27 protein-coding genes and 1 pseudogene are annotated in these 26422 nt (G+C 73.2%); 16 read left to right on the top strand and 12 right to left on the bottom strand.

What is annotated here, in order from left to right; genetic code table 11:
* Positions 1-95 precede the first annotated feature (95 nt).
* The 3 genes from V5O46_RS10125 to V5O46_RS10135 all read left to right on the top strand — a co-directional run bounded on the left by V5O46_RS10125 (position 96) and on the right by V5O46_RS10135 (position 1511).
* Entirely contained in the window at positions 96-527 is a 432-nt protein-coding gene (locus V5O46_RS10125; RefSeq protein WP_332884173.1) for an Hsp20/alpha crystallin family protein, read from the top strand.
* A 94-nt stretch (positions 528-621) separates the two neighbouring features.
* Positions 622-1017, top strand: a complete 396-nt coding sequence (locus V5O46_RS10130; protein ID WP_332884174.1) for a DUF2267 domain-containing protein — start codon at positions 622-624, stop codon at positions 1015-1017.
* A gap of 56 nt (positions 1018-1073) precedes the next feature.
* On the top strand, positions 1074-1511 hold the full coding sequence (locus tag V5O46_RS10135; protein WP_332884175.1) for a DUF2267 domain-containing protein: 438 nt from the start codon (positions 1074-1076) through the stop codon (positions 1509-1511).
* 114 nt (positions 1512-1625) lie between these two features.
* Here the strand turns inward: V5O46_RS10135 and V5O46_RS10140 are convergent, their stop codons facing one another.
* Entirely contained in the window at positions 1626-2072 is a 447-nt protein-coding gene (locus tag V5O46_RS10140) for an Lrp/AsnC family transcriptional regulator (RefSeq protein WP_332884176.1), read from the bottom strand.
* Between the two features lie 94 nt (positions 2073-2166).
* Between V5O46_RS10140 and V5O46_RS10145 the strand changes: the two genes are divergently transcribed.
* The 3 genes and pseudogenes from V5O46_RS10145 (at position 2167) to V5O46_RS10155 (ending at position 3713) form a co-directional block, all read left to right on the top strand.
* Positions 2167-2646 (top strand): rhodanese-like domain-containing protein, encoded by a 480-nt coding sequence (locus V5O46_RS10145; RefSeq protein WP_332884177.1) that lies wholly within the window; start codon positions 2167-2169, stop codon positions 2644-2646.
* 21 nt (positions 2647-2667) lie between these two features.
* A pseudogene (locus tag V5O46_RS10150) lies at positions 2668-3007 on the top strand (Imm21 family immunity protein); the annotation flags it as partial.
* Entirely contained in the window at positions 3003-3713 is a 711-nt protein-coding gene (locus V5O46_RS10155; RefSeq protein WP_332884490.1) for an SDR family oxidoreductase, read from the top strand. The pseudogene V5O46_RS10150 and the gene V5O46_RS10155, both read left to right, overlap by 5 nt.
* Before the next feature lie 9 nt (positions 3714-3722).
* On the opposite strand, the gene V5O46_RS10160 is transcribed toward V5O46_RS10155, so the two are convergent.
* The gene (locus tag V5O46_RS10160; protein ID WP_332884178.1) at positions 3723-5411 is read right to left on the bottom strand and encodes a DUF885 domain-containing protein; all 1689 of its coding nucleotides are present in this window, start codon (positions 5409-5411) and stop codon (positions 3723-3725) included.
* A 78-nt stretch (positions 5412-5489) separates the two neighbouring features.
* Positions 5490-5972 (bottom strand): Lrp/AsnC family transcriptional regulator, encoded by a 483-nt coding sequence (locus V5O46_RS10165; RefSeq protein WP_332884179.1) that lies wholly within the window; start codon positions 5970-5972, stop codon positions 5490-5492.
* A 60-nt stretch (positions 5973-6032) separates the two neighbouring features.
* On the opposite strand from V5O46_RS10165, the gene V5O46_RS10170 reads away from it, so the two are divergent.
* Complete coding sequence (locus tag V5O46_RS10170; RefSeq protein WP_332884180.1) at positions 6033-7322, top strand: trans-sulfuration enzyme family protein; 1290 nt, start codon at positions 6033-6035, stop codon at positions 7320-7322.
* A 50-nt stretch (positions 7323-7372) separates the two neighbouring features.
* On the opposite strand, the gene V5O46_RS10175 is transcribed toward V5O46_RS10170, so the two are convergent.
* The 4 genes from V5O46_RS10175 to V5O46_RS10190 all read right to left on the bottom strand — a co-directional run bounded on the left by V5O46_RS10175 (position 7373) and on the right by V5O46_RS10190 (position 11359).
* Positions 7373-8623 (bottom strand): GNAT family N-acetyltransferase, encoded by a 1251-nt coding sequence (locus V5O46_RS10175; protein ID WP_332884181.1) that lies wholly within the window; start codon positions 8621-8623, stop codon positions 7373-7375.
* Positions 8624-8732: 109 nt separating this feature from the next.
* Positions 8733-9275 carry a hypothetical protein gene (locus V5O46_RS10180; RefSeq protein WP_332884182.1) on the bottom strand — a complete coding sequence of 181 codons (543 nt, stop codon included), beginning with the start codon at positions 9273-9275 and terminating at the stop codon, positions 8733-8735.
* Positions 9272-9643, bottom strand: coding sequence for a hypothetical protein (locus V5O46_RS10185; RefSeq protein WP_332884183.1), 372 nt, complete (start codon positions 9641-9643; stop codon positions 9272-9274). The genes V5O46_RS10180 and V5O46_RS10185 overlap by 4 nt, the downstream gene beginning before the upstream one ends.
* Before the next feature lie 129 nt (positions 9644-9772).
* Positions 9773-11359: an alkaline phosphatase D family protein gene (locus tag V5O46_RS10190; RefSeq protein ID WP_332884184.1), complete on the bottom strand. Its 1587-nt coding sequence runs from the start codon at positions 11357-11359 to the stop codon at positions 9773-9775.
* A gap of 231 nt (positions 11360-11590) precedes the next feature.
* On the opposite strand from V5O46_RS10190, the gene V5O46_RS10195 reads away from it, so the two are divergent.
* From V5O46_RS10195 to V5O46_RS10235, 9 genes are all read left to right on the top strand, one after another.
* Positions 11591-12109, top strand: coding sequence for a hypothetical protein (locus V5O46_RS10195; RefSeq protein WP_332884185.1), 519 nt, complete (start codon positions 11591-11593; stop codon positions 12107-12109).
* Entirely contained in the window at positions 12093-13055 is a 963-nt protein-coding gene (locus V5O46_RS10200) for a bifunctional lysylphosphatidylglycerol flippase/synthetase MprF (protein ID WP_332884186.1), read from the top strand. Before V5O46_RS10195 ends, V5O46_RS10200 begins: the two co-directional genes overlap by 17 nt.
* A gap of 85 nt (positions 13056-13140) precedes the next feature.
* Positions 13141-14274 carry an acyl-CoA dehydrogenase family protein gene (locus V5O46_RS10205; protein ID WP_332884187.1) on the top strand — a complete coding sequence of 378 codons (1134 nt, stop codon included), beginning with the start codon at positions 13141-13143 and terminating at the stop codon, positions 14272-14274.
* A 164-nt stretch (positions 14275-14438) separates the two neighbouring features.
* Entirely contained in the window at positions 14439-15581 is a 1143-nt protein-coding gene (locus tag V5O46_RS10210; protein ID WP_332884188.1) for an SDR family oxidoreductase, read from the top strand.
* Positions 15578-16873: an aspartate aminotransferase family protein gene (locus tag V5O46_RS10215; RefSeq protein WP_332884189.1), complete on the top strand. Its 1296-nt coding sequence runs from the start codon at positions 15578-15580 to the stop codon at positions 16871-16873. Before V5O46_RS10210 ends, V5O46_RS10215 begins: the two co-directional genes overlap by 4 nt.
* 54 nt (positions 16874-16927) lie before the next feature.
* Positions 16928-17395: an SRPBCC family protein gene (locus V5O46_RS10220; RefSeq protein ID WP_332884190.1), complete on the top strand. Its 468-nt coding sequence runs from the start codon at positions 16928-16930 to the stop codon at positions 17393-17395.
* Positions 17367-17951, top strand: coding sequence for a flavin reductase family protein (locus V5O46_RS10225; RefSeq protein WP_332884191.1), 585 nt, complete (start codon positions 17367-17369; stop codon positions 17949-17951). Before V5O46_RS10220 ends, V5O46_RS10225 begins: the two co-directional genes overlap by 29 nt.
* Positions 17948-19270 carry an NAD(P)/FAD-dependent oxidoreductase gene (locus V5O46_RS10230; protein WP_332884192.1) on the top strand — a complete coding sequence of 441 codons (1323 nt, stop codon included), beginning with the start codon at positions 17948-17950 and terminating at the stop codon, positions 19268-19270. Before V5O46_RS10225 ends, V5O46_RS10230 begins: the two co-directional genes overlap by 4 nt.
* 52 nt (positions 19271-19322) lie before the next feature.
* Entirely contained in the window at positions 19323-20564 is a 1242-nt protein-coding gene (locus V5O46_RS10235) for a wax ester/triacylglycerol synthase domain-containing protein (RefSeq protein ID WP_332884193.1), read from the top strand.
* 75 nt (positions 20565-20639) lie between these two features.
* Here the strand turns inward: V5O46_RS10235 and V5O46_RS10240 are convergent, their stop codons facing one another.
* From V5O46_RS10240 to V5O46_RS10260, 5 genes are all read right to left on the bottom strand, one after another.
* Positions 20640-21518 (bottom strand): SAM-dependent methyltransferase, encoded by an 879-nt coding sequence (locus V5O46_RS10240; RefSeq protein ID WP_332884194.1) that lies wholly within the window; start codon positions 21516-21518, stop codon positions 20640-20642.
* A 52-nt stretch (positions 21519-21570) separates the two neighbouring features.
* On the bottom strand, positions 21571-23142 hold the full coding sequence (locus V5O46_RS10245) for an ABC1 kinase family protein (RefSeq protein WP_332884195.1): 1572 nt from the start codon (positions 23140-23142) through the stop codon (positions 21571-21573).
* Between the two features lie 101 nt (positions 23143-23243).
* Entirely contained in the window at positions 23244-23933 is a 690-nt protein-coding gene (locus tag V5O46_RS10250) for a hypothetical protein (RefSeq protein WP_332884196.1), read from the bottom strand.
* Between the two features lie 47 nt (positions 23934-23980).
* On the bottom strand, positions 23981-24538 hold the full coding sequence (locus tag V5O46_RS10255; protein WP_408648963.1) for an RNA polymerase sigma factor: 558 nt from the start codon (positions 24536-24538) through the stop codon (positions 23981-23983).
* A 113-nt stretch (positions 24539-24651) separates the two neighbouring features.
* Positions 24652-26415 carry an NAD(P)/FAD-dependent oxidoreductase gene (locus V5O46_RS10260; RefSeq protein ID WP_332884198.1) on the bottom strand — a complete coding sequence of 588 codons (1764 nt, stop codon included), beginning with the start codon at positions 26413-26415 and terminating at the stop codon, positions 24652-24654.
* Positions 26416-26422: the final 7 nt, after the last annotated feature.

The raw sequence follows: 26422 nt of genomic DNA on the forward strand, positions 1-26422 counted from the left end.
ACATCGTGTTTGTCATCCATTGGATGACATGCTACAACGGTGTCAGTGAGGCGCATTGGCAGCAACTGCCCGAACCTGCTGGAGGTGTTTTCACGATGTTGATGCGCACCGACCCCTTCCGTGAGCTGGACCGGCTGGCGCAGCAGCTGATGGGCCCGGGCACCTGGTCCCGACCGTCGGCGATGCCGATGGACGCCTACCGTGAGGGCGACGAGTACGTGGTGGCCTTCGACCTTCCGGGCGTCGCTTCTGACGCGATCGACATCGACGTCGAGCGGAACATGCTCACCGTCAAGGCCGAACGGCGACCGGTGCCGAAGGCCGACGACGTGCAGATGGAGCTGTCCGAGCGGCCGCTCGGTGTCTTCTCCCGCCAGATCGTGCTCGCCGACACCCTCGACACCGAGCACATCCGGGCCGACTACGACGCGGGCGTGCTCACCGTGCGTATTCCGATCGCGGAGCGCGCCAAGCCCCGCAAGATCTCCGTCGGCGTCGGATCCGGCCGCAAGGAGATCTCCGGCTGACATCGCCGGACGGGTGCGGAGGGCGGGCCTCTGATCCCCCTCACCCCGGTCTCCGCACCCTCGTGGGCAGTCGAAGCGGAAGGGGGCGGCCGAGATGACCTTGCGACGCGAAGCGTTCCTCGGTCACGTGCAGGAACGCGGAGGGTACGACACCCCGGAGGAAGCCGAGCGCGCGGCCCGTGTGGTGCTCGCCCTCCTCGGCGCGCACCTCGTCGGCGACGTCCGCGCCCAGCTCGCGGCACTCCTGCCGGAGGAGTTCGCCCTGGTTCTCCTCAACCCTCTGCAAAGCGCCGAGCCGCTGCCCCCGGAGCGGTTCGTCCGCGCAACCTCCGCGTGGATCGAAGGCGCCACCGAGGCGACCGCGGCCTGGGATGTCGGCGCCGTGCTGTCCACCGTCGCCGACGCCGCCGGCGAGGACCTGCTGGGCCAGATCCTGATCCAGCTCCCCACCGGCTACGACCTGCTCTTCGGCCGCTCCCGGCCCAACTGACCAACCCGTACCCCGGTGCCCGAGCACCGGCCGAAGAAGGAAGGGCAAGCACCCCAGTGATCTCCGACCGGCACACACCGCCCCAGCAGCCGCCCGGGACGGCATACGAGCAGATGCTGGAGAAGGTCCGCCACGAGGGCGCCTACCCCACCCGCGAGAAGGCCGACGAAGTCGTCCGCCTCGTCCTTGCCGGACTGGGGCGCCAGGTGTCCGGCGACGAACGCGTCGACCTGGCCGCCTGCCTGCCCCTGGCGGCCGCACGTGTGCTGACCGCGCAGATTCCCGGCACCCAACCGCTGACCGGCTGGGCCTTCGTCAAGGACCTCGCCGCCCGCACCGGCTCCTCCCTGGCCACCACCCGCTGGGACACCGGCTCCGTCTTCTCCGCGGTCGCGGCCTGCGCCGGCCCCGACCTGATCACCCGCATCCTCCACCAGCTCCCCGCCGGCTACGCCCTGCTGTTCGGCCGCGCCGAACTCACCCCGGCCGCGTAGCCGGCGACGTACGCGCAATGACGTACCGGCGCACGCGGTCGTCGGTCCGGGTCCGTGCGGCCCGGAGTCCGTCATGGGGCGGTCGGGGGCGGTGCTGCGGCAGCGCGGCAGCGGTCACCGGCCGACGGCGCGCCTCGCCAGCGGGGACGAGTAGACGACGCTGGTGGTCACCGACCCCAGCGCGCCGATCCGGCCCGACACCTCCTCCAGATGACGCATCGACCGCGCGGCGACCTTGATGACGAAGCAGTCGTCACCCGTGACGTGATGCGCCTCCAGGATCTCCGGTGTGCTCGCGACCAGGTCGTGGAAGGGCTTGTAGTTGCCGCTCGGATAGCGCAGCCGCACGAACGCCAGGACCGGCATGCCCAGCCGCTCCGGATCCACGACGGCCGCGTACCCCTGGATGACACCCGCCTCCTCCAGCCGGCGCACCCGCTCGGTCACCGCACTCGCGGACATGGAGACGGCACGGGCCAGCTCGGCGAAGCTGGCCCGGCCCTCCCGCTGGAGGACATCGAGAATGCGCCAGTCGGTGGCGTCCGGGGAAAACGCGGTCATGTGGCGAGAACTAGCAGGTGATCCCCGGCGAATCAAGGGGGGTGCCGTGGATTCTCCCTTCAGGAAGGAGATCTCCGGTCGTAGTTTTTCCGGTATGACCTCCGACACCGTCACCAACCCCGTCCTGCGGACCGCTCCGGCCCACCCCGCCGAGGCCGCCGCCCACTTCCGCGCCGGCCTGGCCTTCCACACCGACGTCTCCGACGTCGCCGCCGCGCTCGCCGGCGACCGGGACCCCGGCTTCGTTCTCCTCGACTGCCGCTCGACGGACGCCTGGAACCAGGGACACGTCCCCGGCGCCGTCCACCTGCCCACCGCACTCGTCCCCGGGCAGGCCGCGCAGCTCCTCGACCGGGCCGTCCCCGTCGTCACGTACTGCTGGGGCCCGGGCTGCAACGGCGCCGCCCGGGCCGCGCTCGCCCTCGCCGAACTCGGCTACCGGGTCAAGGAGATGCTCGGCGGCTTCGAGTACTGGGTGCGGGAGGGGTTCGCCCACGAGACCTGGCAGGGCCGCGAGCAGCGCGCCCCCGACCCCCTGACCGCACCCGCGGACGCGGCGGACTGCGGCTGCTGACCGGCGTGCAGGTTCTGCCGCATGGTGCGATACGTGGAGCCCGGGGCAGTGGACTGGGTCGAGTCTGGAGGCGGTCCGCTCGTAGCGGTACCGGAGGCGGTACTGCCGTTCCGGACCGGCGCCGACGGCGAGGAGGCGGCCTCCGGCCACGACCGGGCCTGCGAGGTCGACGGCAGCGCCGGGCTCCTGCCGGTCGGTGACGCCACCGCCCTGGTCCTCGGCGACGACCCCGCCTCGACCGCGTTCCTGCCCGACCACGGCACGTTCGTACGGTGGTGCGCCGCGGACGGTGAGGAGGACCTGCTGTCCGGGGTCCCGGCAGTGCTGCGTGCCGCGGAGCGGGAGCCGGAGGTGCGCTGGGTGCGAGCGTCTACCTGCACCACCACACGCCGCACGACGCCGCCCAGCCCTGGGGCGCCGACCGGATCGACGACGTGCTCGCCTCCGTGCGCGAGGCGCTCGGTGCCCCCGGGGCGAGCGTTGTCGCCGGGCCCGGCGACCTGTCCGACCCGGCCGCGCCCGCCGCCCTCGTCACCGCCGCAGCCGAGGCGCTCGGCGGCCGGCTGGACATCCTGGTCGCCAACCACGCCCTGAGCGGCTCCGACGGCACCCTGGACACGATCGACGCCGCGATGCTGGACGCGCACTGGGCGGTCGACACCCGCTCGGTGCTGCTGCTCGTGCAGGAGTACGCCCGCAGGCGGGCCGCCCTCCCGCCGCGCACCCCGGGCGGGCGCGTGGTGATGATGACCTCCGGGCAGGACATCGCCGGCGGCATGCCCGGCGAGATCGCCTACGCGCTGCAGAAGGGCGCGCTCGCCTCCGTCACCCGCTCGCTGTCCAGCACGCTCGCCGAGCACGCCGTCACCGTGAACGCCGTCAACCCCGGCCCGGTGGACACCGGCTACCTCACCGGCGAGGACCACGAGGCCGTCGCCGCGCTCTTCCCCGCCGGTCGCTGGGGCCTGCCCGACGACCCGGCCCGGCTCATCGCATGGCTCGCCACCGACGAGGCGGAGTGGGTCACCGGGCAGGTCGTCGACTCCGAGGGCGGGTTCAGGAGGTGAGCGGCCGCCTCACAGCCGGGCCAGCTCGTCCACCAGGTCGTCCAGGCCCAGCGAGCCCTGCGAGAGCGCGGCCATGTGCCAGGACTTGAGGTCGAAGGACGCACCGTGCCGGGCGCGGGCCCTGTCCCGGCCCAGCAGCCAGGCCCGCTCACCGAGCTTGTAGCCGATCGCCTGGCCCGGGATCGACAGATACCGGGTGAGCTCGCTCTCCACGAAGTCCGCGGGCCGGCTGCTGTGCGCACCGAAGAACTGCTGCGCCAGCCCGGGCGTCCAGCGCTCGCCCGGGTGGAACGGGGAGTCGGCCGGGATCTCCAGCTCCAGATGCATGCCGATGTCGACGACGACCCGGGCGGCCCGCATCATCTGCGCGTCCAGATAGCCGAGCCGCTCCTCCGGGTCGGTGAGGAAGCCCAGCTCGTCCATGAGCCGCTCCGCGTACAGCGCCCAGCCCTCGGCGTTGGAGCTGACCATGCCGACGGAGGCCTGGTAGCGGGACAGGTCCCCGGCCACATGGGCCCACTGCGCCAGCTGCAGGTGGTGGCCCGGGACGCCCTCGTGGTACCAGGTCGACACCAGGTCGTAGACCGGGAACCGGGTCTGGCCCATCGTCGGCAGCCAGGTGCGGCCCGGCCGTGAGAAGTCCTCGGACGGGGGCGTGTAGTACGGGGCCGCGGCGCTGCCGGGCGGGGCGATGCGCGACTCCACCTTCCGCACCCGCTCGGCGAGTTCGAAGTGTGCGCCGTCGAGCTTCTCGACGGCCTGGTCCATCAGCCCCTGCAGCCAGTCGCGGACCTCCTCGACGCCCTCGACATGCCTGCCGTGCTCGTCCAGGTGGGCCAGGGCGACCCAGGGCGTCGCCGCGCCCGGCAGGATCTTCTCGGCCTCCTTCTCCATCTCCGCGAGCAGCCGGTGGTACTCCGCCCACCCGTAGGCGTACGCCTCGTCCAGGTCCAGGTCGGTGCCGTTGTAGTAGCGCGCCCAGCGGGCGTAGCGCTCCCGGCCCACCGTGTCGGGGGCGCCCTCGACGGCCGGCGCGTACACGTCGCGCATCCAGTCCCGCAGCTCCCCCACGGCCGCCGTCGCCGCCCGGGCCGCCTCGTCCAGCCCGGCCCGGAGCGCGTCCGGGCCCGCGGCGGCGAAGTCCTCGAACCAGCCCCGGCCCGCACCGGTGTCCGCCCACTCATCGAGCTGCTCGACCAGGGTGGCGGTGGGCCGCGGACCGGCGTACAGCCTGCGCTCCAGCCCCAGGGCGAGGGACTCGCGGTAGCCCGCCAGCGCCGCCGGCACCGCGCGCAGCCGCTCGGCGATCCGCCCCCAGTCCTCGTCCGTCTCCGTCGGCGTCACGGTGAACACCTCGCGCACCGAGTGCGCGGGCGTGCCCATGTTGCCGACCATGCGCAGGCCCTCCTCGGCCCCGTGCACGGCCAGCTCGGCGGTGAGCCGCTCGCGCAGCAGCCGGGCGCAGCGGCGCTCGACGTCACTGTCTCCGCCGGGCTGCTGCTCCGCCTCGTCGAGCGCCGCGAGCGTGGTCCGGGCCAGCTCGGCCAGGGCCTCCTGGCCGGCGGGCGAGAAGTCGGGCAGCCGGCCGGAACTCTCCGGTACGCCCAGATACGTACCGGTCACCGGGTCGAGGACGACGAGTGCGTCGACGTAGGCGTCGGCGACCTCGCGGGGCAGCGGGCTCTTCGTGTCTGACATGCGGACATCCTCGTACGCGGGCCGGGGCCGCGTCAGCCCGCTTTCCCGGGCCGCCCGCCGTCGGCGGCCCGATTTCGCTCATGGCGTGGCGGTGGGCGGCAGCAGCGGACCGCAGTCCCACTGCTGGAAGATGAGCCGCGTCTCCACCCGTGCCACCTCGCGCCGCGACGTGAACTCGTCCAGAACCAGCCGCTGCAGATCCGCCATGTCCGCCACCGCGACATGCACGAGGTAGTCGTCCGGGCCGGTCAGATGGAAAACCGTCAGGGATTCCGGCAGCGCCCGGATCCGCTCCACGAACGGTCCCACCAGCTCCCGGCGGTGCGGCCGCACCTGCACCAGAAGCAGCGCCTGCAGCCCGCGGCCCAGCCGGGCCGGGTCGAGCTGGAGCCGGTGGCCGAGGATCACTCCGGCGTGACGCAGCCGGTTCACCCGGTCCAGACAGGTGGACGGGGCCACCCCGACCTGGGCGGCGAGATCGCGGTACGTGGTCCGGGCGTCGTTCTGCAGCAGCCGCAGGAGATCGAGATCCACCGGGTCCAGTACGACAGATTCGGCCATTGGCCGAACGTAACACGGTACCCGGCCACCGGAACCCGGTCGGTGTTCACTCTTCCGGCCATGGACTCTGCGCGCACCCGCACGTCGCACCCCGACGACGCACGCACCACCGCACCGGGAACGGGGCCGGCCACCGTACCGGCCACCGCACCCGCCACGGCGACGGCCGCCGATCCGGCCGTCGCCCCGGCCCGGGCCCTGGCCACCGAAGCCGTCCACGCCGGGCGCGACGATCTCGCCCGGCAGGGCCTGCACGCCCCGCCCATCGACCTGTCCACCACCTACCCCTCCCACGACAGCCGCGCCGAGGCCGAACGCATCGACGCGTTCGCCGTCACGGGCGCCGAGCCGGAGGGCCCGCCGGTCTACGGACGGCTGGGCAACCCCACCGTCGCCCGCTTCGAGACCGCCCTGGCCCGGCTGGAGGGCACCGAGGCCGCGGTCGCGTTCGCCAGCGGTATGGCGGCCCTCAGCGCCGTCCTGCTGGCCCGGGGCGCCATGGGGCTCCGGCACGTCGTCGCCGTACGGCCGCTGTACGGCTGCAGCGACCACCTGCTCACCGCCGGGCTGCTCGGCTCGGAGGTGACCTGGACCGACCCGGCCGGCATCGCGGACGCGCTGCGCCCGGACACCGGTCTGGTCCTGGTGGAGTCCCCGGCCAACCCCACGCTCGCCGAGGTCGACCTGGGGGCCGTCGCCGACGCCTGCGGTTCCGTGCCGCTGCTGGTGGACAACACCTTCGCCACTCCCGTGCTGCAGCGTCCCGCCGAGCACGGCGCCCGGCTGGTGCTGCACAGCGCCACCAAGTACCTGGGCGGGCACGGGGATGTACTGGCCGGGGTGGTGGCCTGCGACGAGGAGTTCGCGGGGCGGCTTCGGCAGGTCCGGTTCGCCACCGGGGGAGTGCTGCACCCGCTCGCCGGATACCTGCTGCTGCGCGGACTGTCGACCCTGCCGGTACGGGTGCGGGCCGCTTCCGGGAACGCCGCCGAGCTCGCCCGGCGGCTGGCCGCCGACCCGCGCGTCGCCCGCGTCCACTACCCGGCCATCGGCGGCGCCATGGTCGCCTTCGAGGTGCACGGCGACCCGCACGAGGTGATCGCCGGCGTACGACTGATCACTCCGGCCGTCAGCCTCGGCAGCGTCGACACCCTCATCCAGCACCCGGCCTCCATCAGCCACCGCATCGTCGACGCCGACGACCGGCGCGGCGCGGGTGTGAGCGACCGCCTGCTGCGGCTGTCGGTGGGGCTGGAGGACATCGACGACCTGTGGGCCGACCTGGACCGGGCGCTCGGGGAACCGGCCGGGGCGATACCCCTGCGGGAGGCGCTGTCGGGGGCCGGGTGAGCCTCCCGCCCCGGCACTCCCGTCCCTCCGTCACGTCACGTCCGTCCCTGTCACCCCTGGCCGACCCGCTCCCCTTGGGGGAGCCGGGATCCGGCCCGGGCGGCGGGGTCCAGGCGGGCCGTGATGACCAGGGTGCCCTCCTCCATCAGATAGTCGAGGGGCAGGCCCAGGCCGCGCATGGCCGCGACCATCCCGGTGTTGGACGACTGCGTCACGGCGTACACGCTCTCGCAGCCCGCCTCGGCCGCCATCGCCACCAGCCGGCCCAGCAGTTCGCTGCCGATGCCGCGCCGCTGCCAGGCGTCCTCCACCAGCAGCGCGACCTCCGTCTCGTCGCCGTCCCACATCAGATGACCGAGCCCGACCAGCCGACCTGACGCCGTCAGGGCGGCGAGGGTGCGGCCGAAACGGGGGCCGAGCAGGTGGTTGAGATAGCGGTCGGCGTCCCCGACCGGGCCGTGGTAGCGCATCCCGAGGGTGTGCTGCGAGCACCGCTCGTGCATCGCCTTCGCCGGGGCCAGGTCGCCGGTGTCCGCCCGGCGGACCGTGATGTCGTTGCCCTCGGCCAGCGTCAGTACGTCCCGGCTGCGCGGCACCCGCGGACCGAGCCGCGCATCCAGCTCGACCAGCGCCCGTGCCCGGGCGAACTCGGCCGGTGTGAACGGCAGACCGGGCCGCTCCACGCTGATCACTCCGCCCTCGGGCGCCGGCAGACGCAGCACCGTGTCCTCCAGCACCCCCTCCACCGGCACCTCGTCCGGCGCGCCGCCGGGGCCGGCCGCGGGCAGCGAACGTATCGTGCAGCGGCCCAGCAACTGGCGCAGCGCCAGCGGCAGTTCCGCCGCGTCCAGTGCGGTCCGGGCGGCCAGTCCGAGCACCCGGGTGGGGGCGTCCACCAGATCGTGTGCGTCGGCCCGCTCGGTCCAGGTGTCGGCTCCACCCGCAGCGGCCACCGCCCGGACCAGCTCGGGCGCCTCCAGCTCGGCGGGGGCCCGTAGCAGGAACTCGTCCACCGTGCCCCGGGTCAGCGGATGCGTCTGCAGGCTCAGGATGTCCACCCGCAGTCCGGCGAGCGCCGTGCACAGCGCGGCAAGCGAGCCCGGTTCGTCCTTCACCGTGGTACGCATCCGCCACAGCGCCGTCGGCCCGGCCTGCCGCTCGGCGGACGGCGGCCGGGCACCGGGATCGTCGGCCGGCGGAGGGGGCCCGTGGCGCCGTGTCCACCAGGACCGGAAGCCCGCGGTGACTCCGGTGGCGAAGTGGTGGTGCATGCGCGTCACTTCAGATATGTCTCGACTCATGCAGCCACTGTGACGGAACGCTGTTGCGTGATCACGAACGCTTTGTGACCGGTGAGTAAAAAGTACTTCTGGGTGCATTTGTTGAGCTTTCTTCCTTTGTGAGGGTCCGTCACGCGGCCACCTCCTCCGTCAGCGCCGTGTGCAGCCGCCGGGCCTGGGTCACCAGCCGGGAGGAGCCCCACCGGTCCGCCGCCAGGTCCCGGTGCGGCAGGGTGTGCCGGAGCACGCCCCAGATGGTGGCGTTGGCGCCGGTCGCCGCCGCCGTCCGCACCGAATCGGCGAGCCGCAGCGGCTTCACCGCCCCGCCACGGGCCGACTCCCCGGGCTCCGTGCCCAGCAGGCCCGGGTCCATCCGGCCCCGGGCCGCCGGCACCAGCAGCGCGTCCACGGCCGCGAGCCGGTCCTCCGGATGCCGCGCCCCCGGCCCGTACGCCACGCACAGATGCACGGCCCCGCCGGCCGCTCCCTCCGGCCCGGCGAGCCGGGGCAGCACCTCCGCGGCCCCGCGGGTGTCGCCCAGCGCACACCCGGACAGGTCGAACAGCACGCCCGCCGCCACCGCTTCGGGCCGCTCGGGCAGGACCGCGAGCCAGTGCTCGCCCATGCCGTCCCGCCCGTGGTAGCAGGACCAGCGTTGACGGGACTCGCTCACCGGCCGTCCCAGCCCCCGGAACGGGGCCGGGAGGGCGTCCCGCAGCTGGGGTGTCTCACCAGCCCGTCCAGCGCCCGCTCGCAGGCGGACATCCCCCCGCCTGCGGCGAGCAGCGCGCCGACCTCCCCGGCCAGCCCGTCCGGCGACGCCGCCGCGGGCGCCTCCCGCACCGGCTCCGGCGCGGGCGGCAGCAGTTCCTCCGAGGCCGCCCGAGGAGACGTCAGGAACCCGGAGAAGAACCGCGGATGGGCCACGGCACCGCCGGGCGTCGCACTCCCGGAGGTCTCCGGCCCGAGCAGCTGTCCACCCGTCCCGGTCACCAGCACGGAGGATCGCCCATAGGCCACGGCCTGCACAGATCGCGTCATGGGAAGAACCGTAGGGGTGCCCACTGACAATTCGTCCGACCTGCGGAAACTCCCTCCGCGCCGGGAGGCCGGGCTCCGTCGGTCAAGGAGCCGCGCCCCGGGCCGGGGGTCCTCGGACGGCCCGGGATCTCACTGCCCGACCCGACCCGGCTGCAGGACCTGGGTGAACAGCACGGTCCCGTCCTGCTCGCGCAGCCGCACCGTCAGTTCGCCGCTGCCGCCGTCGATGTCCACCTCGCCGAAGAACTGGTAGCCGCCGGCCGGCGAGACGTTCGCCGCCGTCGGAGCCTTCACGAACACCCGCTCCGGGCCGAAGGTGCCGTCCAGCGCACCGGCCGGGAAGGCGCCGGCGTTGAGCGGCCCGGAGACGAACTCCCAGAACGGTTCGAAGTCGGCGAACGCGGCCCGCGACGGCTGGTAGTGGTGCGCCGAGGTGTGGTGCACGTCCGCCGTCACCCACACGGTGCCGGTGATCCTGCGGTGCTTGACGAACCGCAGCAGCTCCGCGATCTGCAGCTCACGCCCCAGCGGCGCGCCCGGGTCACCCTGCGCCACCGCCTCGAAGTGCGGCTGCCCCTCGGTGGAGTCGGACACCACCAGGCCGATCGGCAGGTCCGAGGCGATCACCTTCCACACCGCCCGCGACCGTGCCAGCTCCCGCTCGAGCCACTCCAGCTGCTCCCGGCCGAGGACGCCCTGCGGGTCCACGGTCCGGTCGTTGCCCGAGTTGGCGTTGCGGTACGTCCGCATGTCCAGCACGAACACGTCCAGCAGCGGCCCCTGCCGCAGCACCCGGTACATCCGCCCCTCGCGGCGGCCCGGCCGCGGCGTGGCCAGCGGGAAGTACTCGCCGAACGCGCGCCGGGCGCGGGCGGCCAGCACGTCCACCCGCTTCTCCGTGTACCGGTCGTCGGTGTCGGCGACGATCTGGCCCGGGTACCAGTTGTTGCGCACCTCGTGGTCGTCCCACTGCGCGATCGTCGGGACCTGCGCGTTGAAGCGGCGCAGGTTCTCGTCGAGCAGGTTGTAGCGGAAGTTGCCGCGGAACTCGGCGAGGGTCTCGGCGACCTTCGCCTTCTCCTCGGTGGTGATGTTCCGCCAGACGCCCCCGTCCGGCAGAGCGGCCGTGGGAGCGAGGGGGCCGTCGGCATAGACCGTGTCGCCGCTGAAGACGAAGAAGTCCGGGTCCAGCGCCGCCATCGCGTCGAAGATGCGGTAGCCGCCGAACTCCGGGTCGATGCCCCAGCCCTGGCCCGCGAGATCGCCCGACCACACGAACCGCACCCCGTCGCGGCGGCGTACCGGGGCCGTGCGGAAGGTGCCGGCGACCGGTTCGCCGGCCCGGCGCGGGTCGTCGGGATCGGCCAGCCGCACCCGGTAGTGGATCTGCTCGCCCGGCGGCAGCCCACGCAGCCGGGTCGTGCCGGTGAAGTCGGTGTCCGGTCCCAGCAGCGGCCCGTACCACCGGCGCGCGTTGCGGAACGACTCGGTCGCGGCGGACTCGACGATCATCCGGGCCGGCCGGTCGGAGCGCACCCACACCAGTCCGGAGTGGCAGGTCACGTCTCCCGTCTGCACGCCCCAGTCCGCCTGCGGCCGACCCGAGCGGGCGAACGCCGGTGCCGTGCCGAGCGCGGTGGGCAGGGTGAGGGCCGCCGACGCGGCGAGCGAGCCGCGCAGCACGCTGCGGCGGCCCGGGAAGAGACGGTTCGACATGGCTGTGCCTCCAGGGACAGGACCCGACCAGTGGGCGGTGCCACACCTACTCCCACGCCACGGCCCCCGAGGAAACCCCGGGTGAACAACCGGACCGGACCGAGGTGCGCCCACGCGCGCGCTCTTACGAGGGGTGGCCCCGGCCACCCCGTAAACAGGAATGACAGACCGCAGCGAGGGGGCAGGCTGATGCCGGGCCCCGGAAGAACGCCACGCAATCCTGGAGCGCCCGTGGACGCCAAGAACCGATTCGAGACGAGAACCACCTTCGCGCTCTCCCGGCTCGAATGGCTGGGATTCCTCGCCGTGTCGCTCGTGCTCGCCTACCAGCACCGGTCGGAGATCCGCTGGTGGGTTTTCGCGCTGCTGTTCGCGGTGATCGACGTCATCGGCTACCTCCCCGGCGCCATCGCCTTCCGGCGCAGCCCCGACCGGCGTGTCGCACGCGGCTACTACGTCGCCTACAACGTGATGCACAGCCTGGTCACGGCCGGTCTGCTGGCCGGTGCCTGGGCGCTGTTCGTCGGTCCGGAGTGGGCGCTGCTCGCGCTGCCCATCCACCTCATGGGTGACCGGGCCCTGTTCGGGAACTCCCTCAAACCCTTCGGAGTCGCCTTCGAACCGCAGACCGACCCGGACTTCCGCGAGTTCCAGCAGCGGTACCGGCCCAGGTTCCCCGGTTCGCCGGTCGGCACCGGCACGACGGAACCGCGGACCACCGTGGAGGGCCGGGATGCCGTCCGTGCTTGACACACTCGCCGCCCACAGCGACAACCCCAGCTCCTTTCTCGCCCTCAACAGCGGAAACACCTACTTCCGCGACCACCGGTTCGACGGCGCCTGCGCCTACCTCACCTCGGGGTGCCATGTGTTCCAGTTCGGCGGCCCCTTCACGGCGCCGCAGAACCGCGCCCGGCTGCTGGAGGCGTTCGTCGCCCACGCCGGAAAGCGCCTGGTCGCGGTGCAACTGCAGCGGGCGGACGCCGAGCTGTACGCAGCGCACGGCTTCACCGTCAACCAGGTCGGGGCGTCGTACGCCGTCGACCTGTCCCGGTTCACCCTGCGTGGCTCCCGGTTCGTCCGGCTGCGCAACAAGATCTCCCGGGCCCGGCGCGCCGGCCTGGAGATCACCGAGACGCACGCCGGGGAGGACTGCTCCGAACTGGACCACCTGGACCAGCGCTGGCTGCGCGACAAGGGCCGGCACGTCAAGGAACTGCGTTTCCTGGTGGGCCAGCGCGACGGCCCGCTCCAGAAGCACCGCCGGCTGTTCGTCGGCCGGATCGACGGACAGGTGGTCGGCTACATCAACTACTCGCCGGTCTACGGCAGCCGCCCGGGCTGGCTGCACGACCTGAGCCGACGGCGCCCCGACGCCCCGCCCGGTGTGATGGAGGCGCTCAACGCAACCGTCATCGACCGCCTCACCCAGGAGGGCGCCGGCTGGCTGCACTTCGGGTTCACTCCGTTCACCGGCCTGGATCCCGCGCACGAAATGCCGGGAGCCAGCCGCATGTTCGTCCGCTTCACCCGGCTGCTGGCGCAGTACGGCGAGTCCGTCTACCCGGCGGCCTCGCAGCTCGAGTACAAGGAGAAATGGGCTCCGCACGCCGTCCTCCCGGAGTACATCGCCTTCCTCGGCAAGCCCCGCCTCCGCGCCGTCTGGCGACTGCTGCGCGCCACCAACGCCGTGTGACGCCGGACCCCGGCCCGACGACGCCGGATCCGGGCCCGACCACACCTGATATCTGCCTGTCCGCCCTCAGGAGGACCGTCCGCCCATGAGATTCCTGGAACGCGAACGCACCACCCTCGCCAAGCTGCTCCCGGACCTCGACCCCGCCCTGCGCGAGGTCCCGCTGATGGAGCTGGAGCGTCCGGGCAGCCCCGGCATCCGGCTGTTCCGCGACAGCGGCGGGCCCGGCCTGCTGGTCCCCGTCTCCCACCAGGGCCGCGGAGCGAGCGCCCTGGACACACTGCGCGTGCAACGGGCCATCGGCAGCCGCTCGCCGTCCCTGGCCGTGGCCACCACCATGCACCACTTCTCCATGGCCACCCTCGTGGGCCTGGGCGCCCTCGGCGACGGACTGGAGTGGATGCTCGTCGAGGGAGTCGCCGCGAGCAACCGCATCGTCGCCTCCGGGTTCGCCGAGGGCCGCAGCGGCGCCGGCATCCTGGACCCGACGATGACCGCCGAGGTCACCGCCGACGGCATCCGCATCAACGGCGTCAAACGCCCCTGCAGTCTCGCCCACTCCATGGACGTCCTCACCGCCAGCGTCACCGTCCCGCGCGAGGACGGGCAGGGCGAGGAGCCGGCCGTCGCCCTGGTGCCCGCCGAGAGCGAGGGCATCTCCGTCAGCGGCTTCTGGTCCAGCACCTTCCTCGCCGGGGCCGAGAGCGAGCAGGTCACCCTCTCCGACGTACTGGTCCCGCCGGAGCTGCTGCTGCGCACCGCGGCGGTCTCCGGTGCGCACCTCGACGACCTGCAGACCGCCGGGCTGATCTGGTTCCAGGTGCTGATGACCGGGAGCTATCTGGGCGCCGCGAGCGCGCTGGTGGAACGCGTCCTGCTCAACGACCGCATTCCCGAGCACGACCGCGTCCGCCTCTTCGTGGAGACCGAGGCCGCCATGTCCGCGGCCGAGGGCATCGCCCGCCGGGTGGACGCCGGGGAGCTGGACGAGTCCGCGCTCGCCCAGGCGCTGTACACCCGCTACGCCCTCCAGGACGCCCTCGCCCGGATCGTGCCCCGCGCGGTCGAACTGCTCGGCGGCCTCAACTTCATGACCTCCGACGAGGTCGGCCACCTGGCCGCGTGCGCCAACGGGCTCTCGCTGCACCCGCCGTCCCGTTCCCGGATGACCGGGCCGTTCTCCGCCTACCTGGCGGACCGGCCGCTGGCCATCGCCTGACCCGTTCAACTGACCCGTTCAACTGACCTGTTCAACTGACCCGTTCAACTGATCCGCTCCGCTGACCGGCTCCGCTGACCCGCTCCACGAGGCCGCCCGCCGGCCCGCTGCACCGCTTCCGTTCCGTCCTTCCGCAGCCGAGACCTGTTGGGAGTACACCGTTCATGCCGCGACACATCCCTCGTCCGACCGCCCTGCCCACCGCCGCCGCGTCGCCGGTGGCCCGTACCGCACCCGACGGCCGCCGTCCCACCCTGCTGCTCACCGGCGGATCCGGGGTCCTCGGACGCGCCCTGATCGACGAACTCGCCGCCGACTTCGACCTCCTGTGCCTGCGCCGCAACACCCCGCTGCACGACCCCAGGGTCCGCGAACTGAACGGCGACCTCCTCGCCCCCCGCCTCGGCCTGAGCCCCCTGGCCTGGCACGAGCTGGCCCTCGAGGTGGACGTCGTCCTGCACTCCGCGGCCGAGACCAACTGGCGCCGCCCGCCCGAGGAGATCGTGCGCACCAACACCCTCGGCGCCGACACCATGCTCGACCTGGCCGCCCGCGCCGACGCCCCGATGTACCTGGTCAGCACCGCCTTCGTGGCCAACACCCCCACCGAGGAGGACCACCGGCGCTTCCCCGGCGCCGCCGCCTACCTCACCTCCAAGATCCGGGCTGAGCAGCTGGTGCGCGACGCGGGCGTGCCCGGCGTCATCGTGCGCCCCTCGGTGGTGATGGGCGACTCCGTCACCGGCCGGATCGCCGGACAGCAGGGTCTGACCAAGTCGATCGGCTCGCTGATCCTGGGCCAGGTGCCGGTGCTCCCCGGCGCCCCCGAGGCCCGGATCGACATGGTCCCCCAGGACTACGTCTGCCGGGCCGTCGGCGATCTGATCCGGGGCGGGGTCGGCTCCGGCGAGTACTGGCTGACGGCCGGCAAGGAAGCCGTCGAACTGCGCGAACTGGCCGAGGTCTGCGCCGACGTCGCGGTGCGCCACGGGCTGCCCCGGCCGCAGCGCCCCCGGCTGATCCCGGTCGAGGCGGTGCACCGGCTGCTGCTGCCCATGCTGGAGGGCACCGCGCTGCCCGCCTCGCTCCGCCGCCGTCTGGAGCACTACGCGGAACTGCTCCTGGTGTTCCAGCGGGAGCTGCCGTTCGACTCCTCCCTGGGCGAACCCGACTGCGGCACCCGGCTGACCAACGCAGCCATCCGCGCCGGGCTGGAACGCAACGCGGAGTGCTGGGCCGAGGAACACTCCGGCCTGCTCGCCCGGCACCGGGCCGCCGCTGCCGCCCCCGCGGAGGTGGCGTCATGACTCTCTCGCCGCCGGAAGCCGAGCACATCGGTACGGGAGACGACCGCCGCACCGGGACGGAAGAGGACGTCGTCGGGCTCTACGGCAGGCACATCGGCTCCGGACGCGCCGTCATGGGCCGCGTCATGGGCGGCATGGCCGAGGTGCGCTCCGAGGGCCTGTGGATCCACGCAGACGACGGCCGCCGCTTCCTGGACTTCGGCGGCTACGGCGTCTTCATCCTGGGCCACCGCCACCCGGCCGTCGTCGAAGCCGTGCACCGGCAGCTCGACATCCACCCGCTGGCCAGCCGGGTCCTCCTGGAACCCGTGGCCGCCCGCGCCGCCCGGGCCCTGGCCGCCCACACCCCGCCCGGCATCGACTACGTCCACTTCGTCAACTCCGGCGCAGAGGCCACCGAAGCCGCCCTGAAACTGGCCCGCGCCCACGGCCGCACCTCGGTGATCACCACCCGGCGCGGATTCCACGGCAAGACGCTGGGGGCGCTCAGCGTCACCGCCAACGCCACCTACCAGACGCCGTTCCAGCCACTGCTCCCGGACGTCGCGCAGGTCGCCTACGACGACCCCGCCGATCTCGAACAGGCCCTCGCCGCCCGCCGCGACCGGGCCTGCGTCGTCCTCGAACCCGTCCAGGGCGAGGGCGGGGTGCGCATCCCGCGCCCCGGCTACCTGCAACAGGTCGCCCACCTGTGCCGGGCCTACGGAGCGCTCCTCGTCGTCGACGAGATCCAGACCGGCATGGGACGCCTCGGCACCTGGTGGGGCGTCGACGCCGAAGGGGTCACCCCGGACATCCTGCTGGCCGGCAAGGGACTCAGCGGCGGTGTCGTCCCGGTCGCCGCGATGGCCGCCACCGCCGAGGCCTACGCCCCGTTCGGCCGCGACCCCTACTTGCACACCTCCACCTTCGGTGCCTCCCCGCTCGCCTGCGCCGCCGCGCTCGCCGCCGTGCGGGCGATGGAGGACGAGGACGTCGTGGCCCGCGCCGCGGAGCTCGGGCCGCGCATCCTCGCCGGGGTACGGGCGGTCTGTGCGCCGTACGAGGGCGGACTGGTCCGCGAGGTACGCGGCCGGGGCCTGCTGATCGGCATCGAGTTCGCCCGGGAACAGGCCGTCGGCGAACTGCTGCTGGAGATGATCGCCCGCGGAGTGCTCGTCAACCACTCCCTCAACTCCGGCCACGTGCTGCGTCTCACCCCGCCCGCGCGGGTCGACGACACCGCACTGGAGGTGTTCCTCACCACCTTCGCCGAGGCCCTGAAGAGCACCGCCGCCCGCATGGCCGGGTGACCCCATCGCCGCCAGTCGTTTCCGACAGCAGACCCGGAAGGAACCCCACCACCCATGCCCCACGTGGTCGTGCACGCTCTCGCCGACGGCCTGGCCCCGGCGGACGCCTACCGGCGGATCACCGACTTCCGCCGCTATCCCGACTACACCGAGACGGTCCGCGAGGTCCGGGTCGATCCACCGCTGCCCGACGGCACCGTCGTCTCGGACTGGACCGTCGTCTTCCGCGGCGGGCTGATGCGCTGGCGGGAACGCGACAGCTTCGCCCCCGACTCGCACACCGTGACCTTCGAGCAGCTCTCCGGCGACTTCCAGAGCTTCGAGGGCAGCTGGCGCTGCGAGGAACGCGACGGCGGCACCCTCGTCGTCTTCGCCGCCGCCTTCGACCTGGGCATCCCCAGCCTCGCGGAGATCCTCGACCCGGTCGCCGAGTCCACCCTGCGCACCCTCATCGCCCAGATCGTCACGGGCCTGCTCGGCGCGGAGGTGACCGATGACCGCGCCGCCGCGGCCCGTGGCTGACCCGGCGCCCGCCGACGCCCCGCCGGGGCCGGACGCCGAGCCGCTGCGCGAGGAACCCGGCCCGGGCGCGGCCGGCTGCCTGGCGCTGTACGCCAAGCTGGCCGCCGGGGTGACCGTGGTGACCGCGTGCGGCGACGACGGACCGCTCGGCATGACGGTCTCCGCGGTCACCTCGCTGTCCGCCCGCCCGCCGCTGCTGCTGGCCTGCCTGCGCCACGGCTCCCGCACCCTGGCCGCCGTCCGCGCCCGGCGGGCCTTCGCCGTGCACCTGCTGCGCGACGAACAGCAGGAGCTCGCCGCCCGGTTCGCCTCCCCGACGACCCCCGCGTCCGGACGGTTCGCCGGCACGGACCTGCGCGCCGTGCTCGGTGTGCCCGTGCTCGCCGGAACGCTGGCCTGGGCGGTGTGCCTGACGGAGGACGTGCGCCGCTACGGCGACCACCAGCTCGTCGTCGGCCGGGTCGCCGCGGTGCATGTGGGCGGGGGACGCCCGCTGCTGTGGCACGACCGCCGCTTCCGGTCCCTGACCGGGTCGGCTCCGGGCGCCCCCGGATGACCGGGCCGCCGGCCGGAGCCCCGTACTGGGACCCGGCGGAACTTCCTGCGCAGCCGCCGCTGCACGGCGTGGTCACCGCGGACGTGGCCGTCGTCGGCGCCGGCCTGGCCGGGCTGGCCTGCGCCTACCACCTGGCCGAACGCGCCCCCGGCCTGGACATCGCCGTGGTCGACGCCCAGCGCCCGGCCGCCGGGGCCAGCGGCCGCGGCACCGGACTGCTCGGCCCGCGGGCCGGTCCGGCGATCGACCGCGCGGTGCGCCGCCACGGCCCCCGGACCGCCCACCGGATGCATCTCGCCAGCATCCGCGCGGTCGACGAGGTCCTCGCCCTGTCCCGGCGGCTCGACGTGGCCTGCGGACTGCGGACGGGCGAGCAGATCATGGCGACCCGCTCGCCCGCGGGCCTGGTGGCACTCGCCCGCCAGGCCCGCGCCTTCCGCCTGCTCGGCCTGGACGTCCCCGTCCTGACCGGCGCCGACATCCGGGAACGCGTCGGCGTCCCCTACCGGGCGGGGATCGTCCACCGCCCCGCCGCCACCCTCGACCCGGCCGCCCTGACCTGCGCCCTGGCCCGGGCCTGCGCCGCAAAGGGCGTACGGTTCTACGGCGACAGCCCGCTGCTCGCGGTGCGCCCCGGCGACCTGGTCGGCCCCGAACTGGTCTTCCCGCACGGCCGGCTCTACGCCGGTCAGGCCGTGCTCGCCGTCAACTCCGCCGCCCGGACGGCGGGCCTGCCGGTCGGCACGGTCCTCCCGCTGGAGGTGTACGCCGTCGCCACCGCGCCGCTGAGCGGACCGGCGTACGAGACGCTGGGCGGGAGCGCCGGGTACGCCGTGGTCGACGCGGTGCCGCTGGCGCCGTACTTCCGGCTGCTCCCGGACGGGGGAGTGGTGGCCGGGGGCGGCACCGCCGTCGTGCCGGCCGGGCTCGGACCCGCCCGGCTGCAGAGGCTGCGCGAGCGGGCCTGGGCCCGGCTGGAGCGCTGGCTGCGGTCCCTGCACCCCGAGCTGGCCCGGATCCGGGTCACCCACCGCTGGTCCGGCCGCATCGGCATGACCGCGGACGACCTGCCGGTGGTCGGACCGGTCCACGGCCACCCCGAGGTCTGGTACATCGGCGGCTGCTGCGGCCACGGGCTGGCGCTGTCCGTGGCGCACGGCGCCCACGTGGCCGGGGCCCTGCTCGGTGAGCCCGACCCCGGCGAGCGGTTGCCCTGGCACCGGTCCCGGGCCCCGCGGCTGCCCGTGAGCGGCCCCGTCCGGCCGCTGCTGCGCGCCTACGTGGACACGCTCGGCCGGACCGCGCGGCACGCGTGCTGACAGCGGGCGCGCGCCCGCACCCGTCCCCGAGACCTCACCCGGAGGTACCACGATGCGATCCCGCCTCGGTACGGACGGCGCTCTGCCGCCGTCCCTGTCCATGGGCACCGCGGACGTCGCCTTCCACCTGGCGGCCCGCGGCCGGCCGCTGCCCGTCGTGTTCGCCTTCGACTTCGCCGGCCGGGCTCCCGCCCTGGACGCGGTGCGCGCGCGCGTGGCCGAACGGGCCCACCGCATTCCCGCGCTGCGGTACCGCATCGCACGCGACCGCAGGAGGTACCGCAGGGTGGACCGGATCGCGGCGGACCGGCACGTGCACGAGGCGTGGCTGCCCGACGACACCGACGGATCGGCGGCCGGCCGGATGCTGCTGTCCCGGCCCATGGGCGCCGACGACCGGCCGCCCTGGGAGGTGTGGCTGGTGCACGGACCGGCGGACCGCCACAGCCTGTGCTACCGCACCGACCATGCGTTCCAGGACGGCGTGGGCGCCGCCTACACCGCCCGCGCGCTGCTCGGCGACCGGCCCGACGGCGGCCCCGCCCCGCAGTCCCCCCGCCGTCCCACGCTCCGCGGACTGGCGGGCAGTCTCGGCGACCTGGCGGCCGGTTTCGGCCCACCGGTCGTCAAACCGGCCTTCGACGGGGAGAGCACCGGCCGCGTCGACGTGTGCCACACCGACACCCCGCTGTCCCGGCTCCGCGCCATCGGGCGCGCCCACGGCGCCACCGTGACCGACGTCTACCTGGCCGCGATGGCCCACGCGGTGCACACCTGGCACATGAAGGAGACCGGTACGGTCCATCCGCCCCTGCCGGCGGCGATCCCGATGTCGGTCCGGGCACCCGGGGAGGAGTACGCCCCCGGCAATCGCATGGTCACCGCGCGGGCACTGCTGCCGTGCGACGAGGACTCGCCGCAGCGGGCCTTGGCCCGGGTCATGGCCGGCATGGGCCGGCTGCGCGAGAGCAGGCGCCGGGACGCCATGCGCGTGCTGCTCGCGGTCACTCCGCGGGCGGTGGGTGCTCGGGTCGGCACCCGGCTGGTGCACGGCAGGCTCGTCTCCGGCCCGGTCAGCAGCGTCAACTTCGGCGAGGCGCTGGTCCATCAGGGGCTCGCGGCCCGGCGTTGCGCCGTCTTCTCGAGCGTCGCGTCCGGGGTCCGGACCGTGGTGACGTTGACCAGCCACCACGACACGGCGTGTCTGACGGTCGTCCACGACGTGGCGCTCACGACCGCGGACGAACTGCCGGACCGGTGGCTCGAGGCACTGCTGGAACTGGAACGCCGCTGACCGGCGCAGGCGCGGCACGCGGGTGAGCCCCGGACCGGGCGCGTCCGGGGCTCACGCGTGCCTGGGTGCGGTGCCTCAGGGGGTGCCGCGCAGCGTCCCGGTCGTGAGGAAGGCGCACTTGGCGGCGGCGTCGCCGACCAGCGGCAGGTACGGGGAGAGCCGCTGGACCACGTAGGGCAGCGTGAACAGGTCGGCGACCCGTGCGTCCCAGCCGTGCTCCGCCCACCAGCGCTCCGGTTCGGCGAGCCGCCAGTTCCAGGCCACCCCGACGGTGGAGAGGGCCTCGAGGAAGGGAGCCACCAGGGGGGAGGACGCGGTCGCGGAGTTCACGCACTCGGCGCCGAACACGCTGCCCTCGGCGGAGAGTCCGGTCATGGTGCTGACGACGGTCTCCACCTCGGCGGGCCGGAGGTGGTACAGGGGGGCCTCGCAGAGCCAGGCCGTGGGCCGGCCGGGATCGAAGCCCGCCGCGACGAGGTCCGCGCCCCAGGCCCCGGTGACGTCGGCCCCGACTGCGGTACGGCGTCCGCAGGCTGCGGGGCTCCAGTCCAGTACCCGCTCCTTGAAGGCCAGCACGGCGGGGTCCTCGACCTCGAAGAGGTGCACCCCGGTCGGCCAGTCCAGGCGGAAGGCGCGGGTGTCCAGACCGGCGCCGAGCACCACCACCTGGCGGCAGCCCGAACGGGCCGCGGTGACCAGGTAGTCGTCGAAGTAGCGGGTGCGCACCACCTGCCAGTCGGGCAGCAGGCGCTGCATCGGCCCGTCGCCGGGCGCCCCCGACTCGAATGCGGCCGCGTGGAGGAAGTCGGCGGCCCACGCGTCCCGGACGAGCGGCGCGGGCCGGCCCGCCTCCACGGCGTGCGCCGCGGCGGTCCAGAGGGCCGCGCGGGGAACGGCGGCCGGTGACCGGGCGGGTCGCACGGACGGCGACTGCTCATCTGCGATGTCCGTCATGGATCCTCCTTGAGTCGAGGGCGATCAGAGCGGGCCGGGCGCGCGGCGGGCGTCAGCCCGAGCGCCGCCGGCCGAGCAGGAAGGCCGCGGCGCCCAGTGCCAGCAGCCCGCGGGAAGGGCGGGTCGGACGCTGGCCCCCCAGCGAGGGCGGGGTGCGCGGCTCGTGGATGCTCAGCGCGAACTGGCGGTTGGCGATGTCGGTGAGGACCCCGCGGACCTGTTCGGGGCTGGTGACGGCGGCCAGCAGCAGTTCCATCGAGTTGCGGGCCAGCTGGTGCCGGCCGAGGAACTCGCGGCCCAGTGCCAGCAGGATCCTCGGCACCTCGCCCTGGAACACCTCGGGCAGGGTGATCTCGGGTGCCAGACAGCGCACCGAGCCGTCGAGGTTCGCGAACGACTTGCCCAGCAGCGAGACCGCCGGCGGCGAGCCGATGCCCCGCTTGGTCGCCTTTGCCAGCACTGTGGTCAGCGAGACGCCGAAGTTCATGTCCTCCAGGGACAGATGGGACACCTTGGGGACGAACGCAGCCATGTCGGCGGCGAACGCGGGCATGTTGGCCCACGGTGTCATCCGGCCCATCTCCGCCCAGTGCTGGGCCAGCCCCGCGCCGTCGTTCTGCGCCAGCGTCATGAACAGCGGCAGCAGTTGCAGGCTGGTACGCCGGTCCAGACGGCCGACCATGCCCCAGTCGATCAGCGTGGCGGGCCCCCCGGGGGCGGCGAAGACGTTGCCGGCGTGCGGGTCGGCGTGGAAGAAGCGGTGCACGAAGTACCCGTGGTACATGAACCGCAGCAGGTCCCTGCCGATCTCGACGCGCTCGTCGTCCGAGAAGTGGCGCCGGTCGATGTGCCGCACCGACGCCCCGTCGGCCATCGACTGGACCAGCACCCGGGGACTGGCGTACAGCACCCGGGGCACCTCCAGGGAGCGGAAGGCCCGGATGTTGTTGCGGGCCTCGTCCATGTTGCGGGCCTCGCCGGTGAAGTCCAGTTCCGGTTCCATCGCGTCGAAGACGGAGCCGAGCATCGCCTCGATGTCGATGACCTCGTTGAACCGGGGTGCGACGCGGGCCACGATCCGTGCGGCCCGGCGCATCAGCGCCATGTCCGCCAGCACGCCCTCCCGGATGCCGGGCCGCTGGATCTTCACCACGGCCGACCGGCCGCCGGGCAGGGTCACCCGGTACACCTGCGCGAGGGAGGCCGCACCGAGGGGGGTGACGGTGTCGATGTCGTCGAAGCGCAGTTTCCAGTCCGGGCCGAGGTCGCGGGCCAGCACCGGCTCGAACTCGGCGAACGGCTGGACATCGACCTGGTCGTGCAGGTTCTGCAGTTCGTCGCGGATCGACTCGGGCACCATGTCCGGTCGCGTGGACAGGATCTGACCCAGTTTCACATAGAACGGACCGAGACTCTCCAGCGCGTGGCGGACCGCCTTGGCGCGCCGCTGTTCGGCCCCGGCGGAGTCCGCCGCCCCGGAAGGCGGCTCGGCGGACTCCGCCGGGGGCCACGAGTCCCGCTTACGGCGTCTGCCCAGCCGGGTCGCCTGCCCCACCTCGTCGGCGACGAGGCTGCCCAGGACCCTGACCACGAGACGCAACCGGTCGCCGACGACAGACGGCATGGTGCGCGATCCTCCTCCATCCGCAAGTGGATGCCGCGGCCGTCAGCCGGAGGGTTTCGGCATGACCGGCGGAGCGGGACGGTACGGGGCGGCCGGACGGGTCAGAGCAGGCCACCCGTGAGGCCCGTCACGCCCTTGGCCACGTCTCCCGCGCTCTTGGTGGCCTCGCTGACCGCGGAGGTCGCCTGCCCGGCGGCCGAGGCCGCCTGGCCCGCCGCCTGGCCGATCGGGTTCTGCAGCAGCTGGAGCACCTGTGTGAGCATCTGCACCAGCTGGTTGAGCTGGGCCGGCAGCTGGGCGGCGCTGGTGAGGACGTCCCCGACGCCGGACGCCGCGTGTCCGGCACCGCCGGCCAGCTGCCCGAGCCCGCCGAGGGCGCCCGCGGCGCCGCCCAGCGCGGCCATCGGGTTGGCGGCCCCGCCGAGTGCGGCGAGCGGGTTCCCGGCGCCGCCGAGCGCCGCGAGCGGATTGGCGGCGCCCGCAGCGCCGCCCAGCGCGGCCAGCGGGTTCTGCGCGGCGCCGCCGAGGGCCGCGAGCGGGTTGGCCGCGCCGGCCGCTCCGGTGAGCGCGGCGAGCGGGTTGGCGGCGCCCGCGAGCGCCGTCGCCGGGTTGACCGCGCCGGCCAGGGCGCCCAGCGTGTTCGCGGGCAGCCCCGCCAGGGCGTCGACCGGGTTGTCCGAACCCGGCTTGTCCGCCCGGTTGAGCAGATCGTCGAAGGCTTCCTTGCTGCTGTCGGCCATTCCGCCGACGAAATCCTTGAAAATGTCCTGGATGTTCTTGTTGCTGGCCATGACGGAATCCCTTTCCTGGTGGGCGGTGATCGGATGCGGGAGGTTTGCTACGCGCAGCCCTCCAGAGCCCGTGCACACGCTGTCTTGAGGCGTGCCCGGCCACGGGTGAAAGCTGCTTCTGCGGCTTTGATCGAGATGTTGTGCATGCGGGCGAATTCCGCGGTGGAAATTCCGGCGGCGCGGGCCAGTATCACTTCCTGCTCCCGGCCGCGCAGCTGGCGTACCTGGTCGAGCAGCCATCTGCCGAAGTCCTCGTCGCACACGTCCTCCTCGGTCGTGCCGGGGGAGTCCAGGAGCGCCGCGCGCTGCAACAGCCTGCCGCGGCGGTCCATTTCGCGGTAGAAGTCGATGCACAGGCGCAGTGCCACCGACGTCAGGAAAGGACCGATGCGATTCCTGTCCAGCGTGCGGTGCGCGGCTGCTCTGGCCATGGTCTCCTGGACGCAGTCCTCGGCGTCCTGGAAACTCGGCAGTCTTCTTCGAACCAGCCGCATAAGGCGGTCCTGGTGCTGGAAGATGTCTTCCCAGGAGCTTTCAGCGGGCGAGTGGCAAGTGGATTGTAGCGCCATTGTAGATTGCAGCCCGTTGTCTCTCGGAATGAGCAGGGAGAATCGCCGTCGAATTGTTTTCGTCGGCCGTGGGATTTTCCTACCCGAGGATTTGGGGCGGCAAACCGGAATGTTTGCCTCCGCCGGTCAGCAGGAATGATTTTTCGCCGTCATTTCCGGGTTCGCGGGGCCGGCTGCCGCGTCCAGTCGCGGTTCCAGTTCACCCACATGTCCCGCAGGGTCTGGTGCACCCGGGACGCGCCGCCGCGCAGCTCCGTGGTGTACGCCTCGACCGCCTCCTTGCCGATCAGCCGGGCGCCTCCGGTGAAGTAGGAGCCGCGCACATGACGTGGCGAGCGGTACTTGCCCCAGAGCAGGAGCCTCATCAGCGGCCACAGGGTGAACACCCCGGACGGGCAGCGGTCCTCGGGGTCCAGGGTGCCCCACACCGCAGGGGCCAGTTCGCTCTCCCGGAGCAGCTCGTAGATGCGCGCGATCGCCTGTTCCTTCGTCATCTCCCCCTTCCGGTAGTCCAGTACGGCGTCCCGTGACTGCTGGAACATCCGCTCCACCCACGGGTTGTCGACGCCCTGGAGCCCCCGGTACGGCGGCAGTTCCAGGGCGTCGAAGCAGGACCGGTCCCCGGACTTCTCGTACGCCACGGCGACCTGGTTCTGCGCATTGGTGCCGTACAGCGTGGTGAGGGTCCACACCCGGTTCCAGGCGTTCCACAGGTCGAAGTCGTCGAAGGAGATGTAGCTGCAGGACACCAGGTCGTCGTAGAACCGGAACATGCGCTTGGTCCAGTACTCCAGGTACCGGAACCGGGCGGTGTCGAAGTCGTTCCGGCGCACCGCGTCGATCAGCCGGTGGCTCAGCGCGTTCAGCGACATCACGGTCACCGCGAGGCCGCTGGAGAAGAGCGGGTCGATGAAGTCGCTGGCGTGCGGCAGCAGGCACCACCGGTCGCCGACCACCTGCTGGGAGGAGAACTGGGTCCGGTCGGTCGACACGTACGGCCGTACCGCGCGGGCTCGCTCGAACTGCTGCTGCACGGTGGGAAAGCGGCGCACGTGGTGCCAGAACTCCTCCTCGGCCGAGAGGTTCTCGGGCCGTGGATGGCGGTCCAGGTCGAGGTTGATGCCGACGCTGCACAACCCGTTGGTGCCGGCGCTGTGGTTGTCGAACGGGATGACCCAGAACCAGCCGCCCTCGAAGAGATGGTGCAGGGTGCCCTGGCTGAACGGGCTGGGCATGCCGTGCTGTTCGCGGGGCGGCGCCACGGTGTCGAAGGGGCGCACGTCCACCATGTGCGTGAAGACGGTGCGCGAGCGGGTGCGGTACGGCGGTTCCTGCCGCAGGCCGAGCCGCTCGGGGAGCATGGCCCGCATGCCGCCCGCGTCCACCACGTACGACGCCCGGAACGTTCCCTTGTCGCGGGTGACCAGGGTGGCCCGGTCCTCCTCGAACTTCACGTCGTCGACCATGGTGTGGGTGAGTGCGACGACGCCGTAGGACACGGCCACGTGGAACAGGTAGGCGTCCACGTCCTGCCGGAAGAAGTGCGAGTCGGGGCCGAGCGGCGGACCCCACGTCGGGTACTGGGTGCACTGGTCGGCCCGCGCCGGCTCGCCCTCCCGGTGGTAGACGTAGCTGAAGTTCCGCTTGACCCCGCAGTTCGACGACACATGGCGGCGCACCGCCCCGTTGGTCGCCAGGTGTTCGATCTCCGGGACGTCGTAGCGGCGGGCCAGCACCCGCAGCCCGAAGGTGGTCTCCGGGACGGTGGACTCGCCGATGGCGAAGCGGGGGTGCCCGCTGCCCTCCAGCAGCAGCGTCCGCACCCCGTGGCGGGCGAGGATCGCCCCGAGCATCGTCCCCCCGATGCCGCCTCCGACGATGGCGACGTCGAACTCACGCTGGTCCTCTTGCATGTCTACG

The sequence above is a fragment of the Streptomyces poriticola genome (genome assembly GCF_036689765.1).
GTDB lineage: Bacteria > Actinomycetota > Actinomycetes > Streptomycetales > Streptomycetaceae > Streptomyces > Streptomyces poriticola.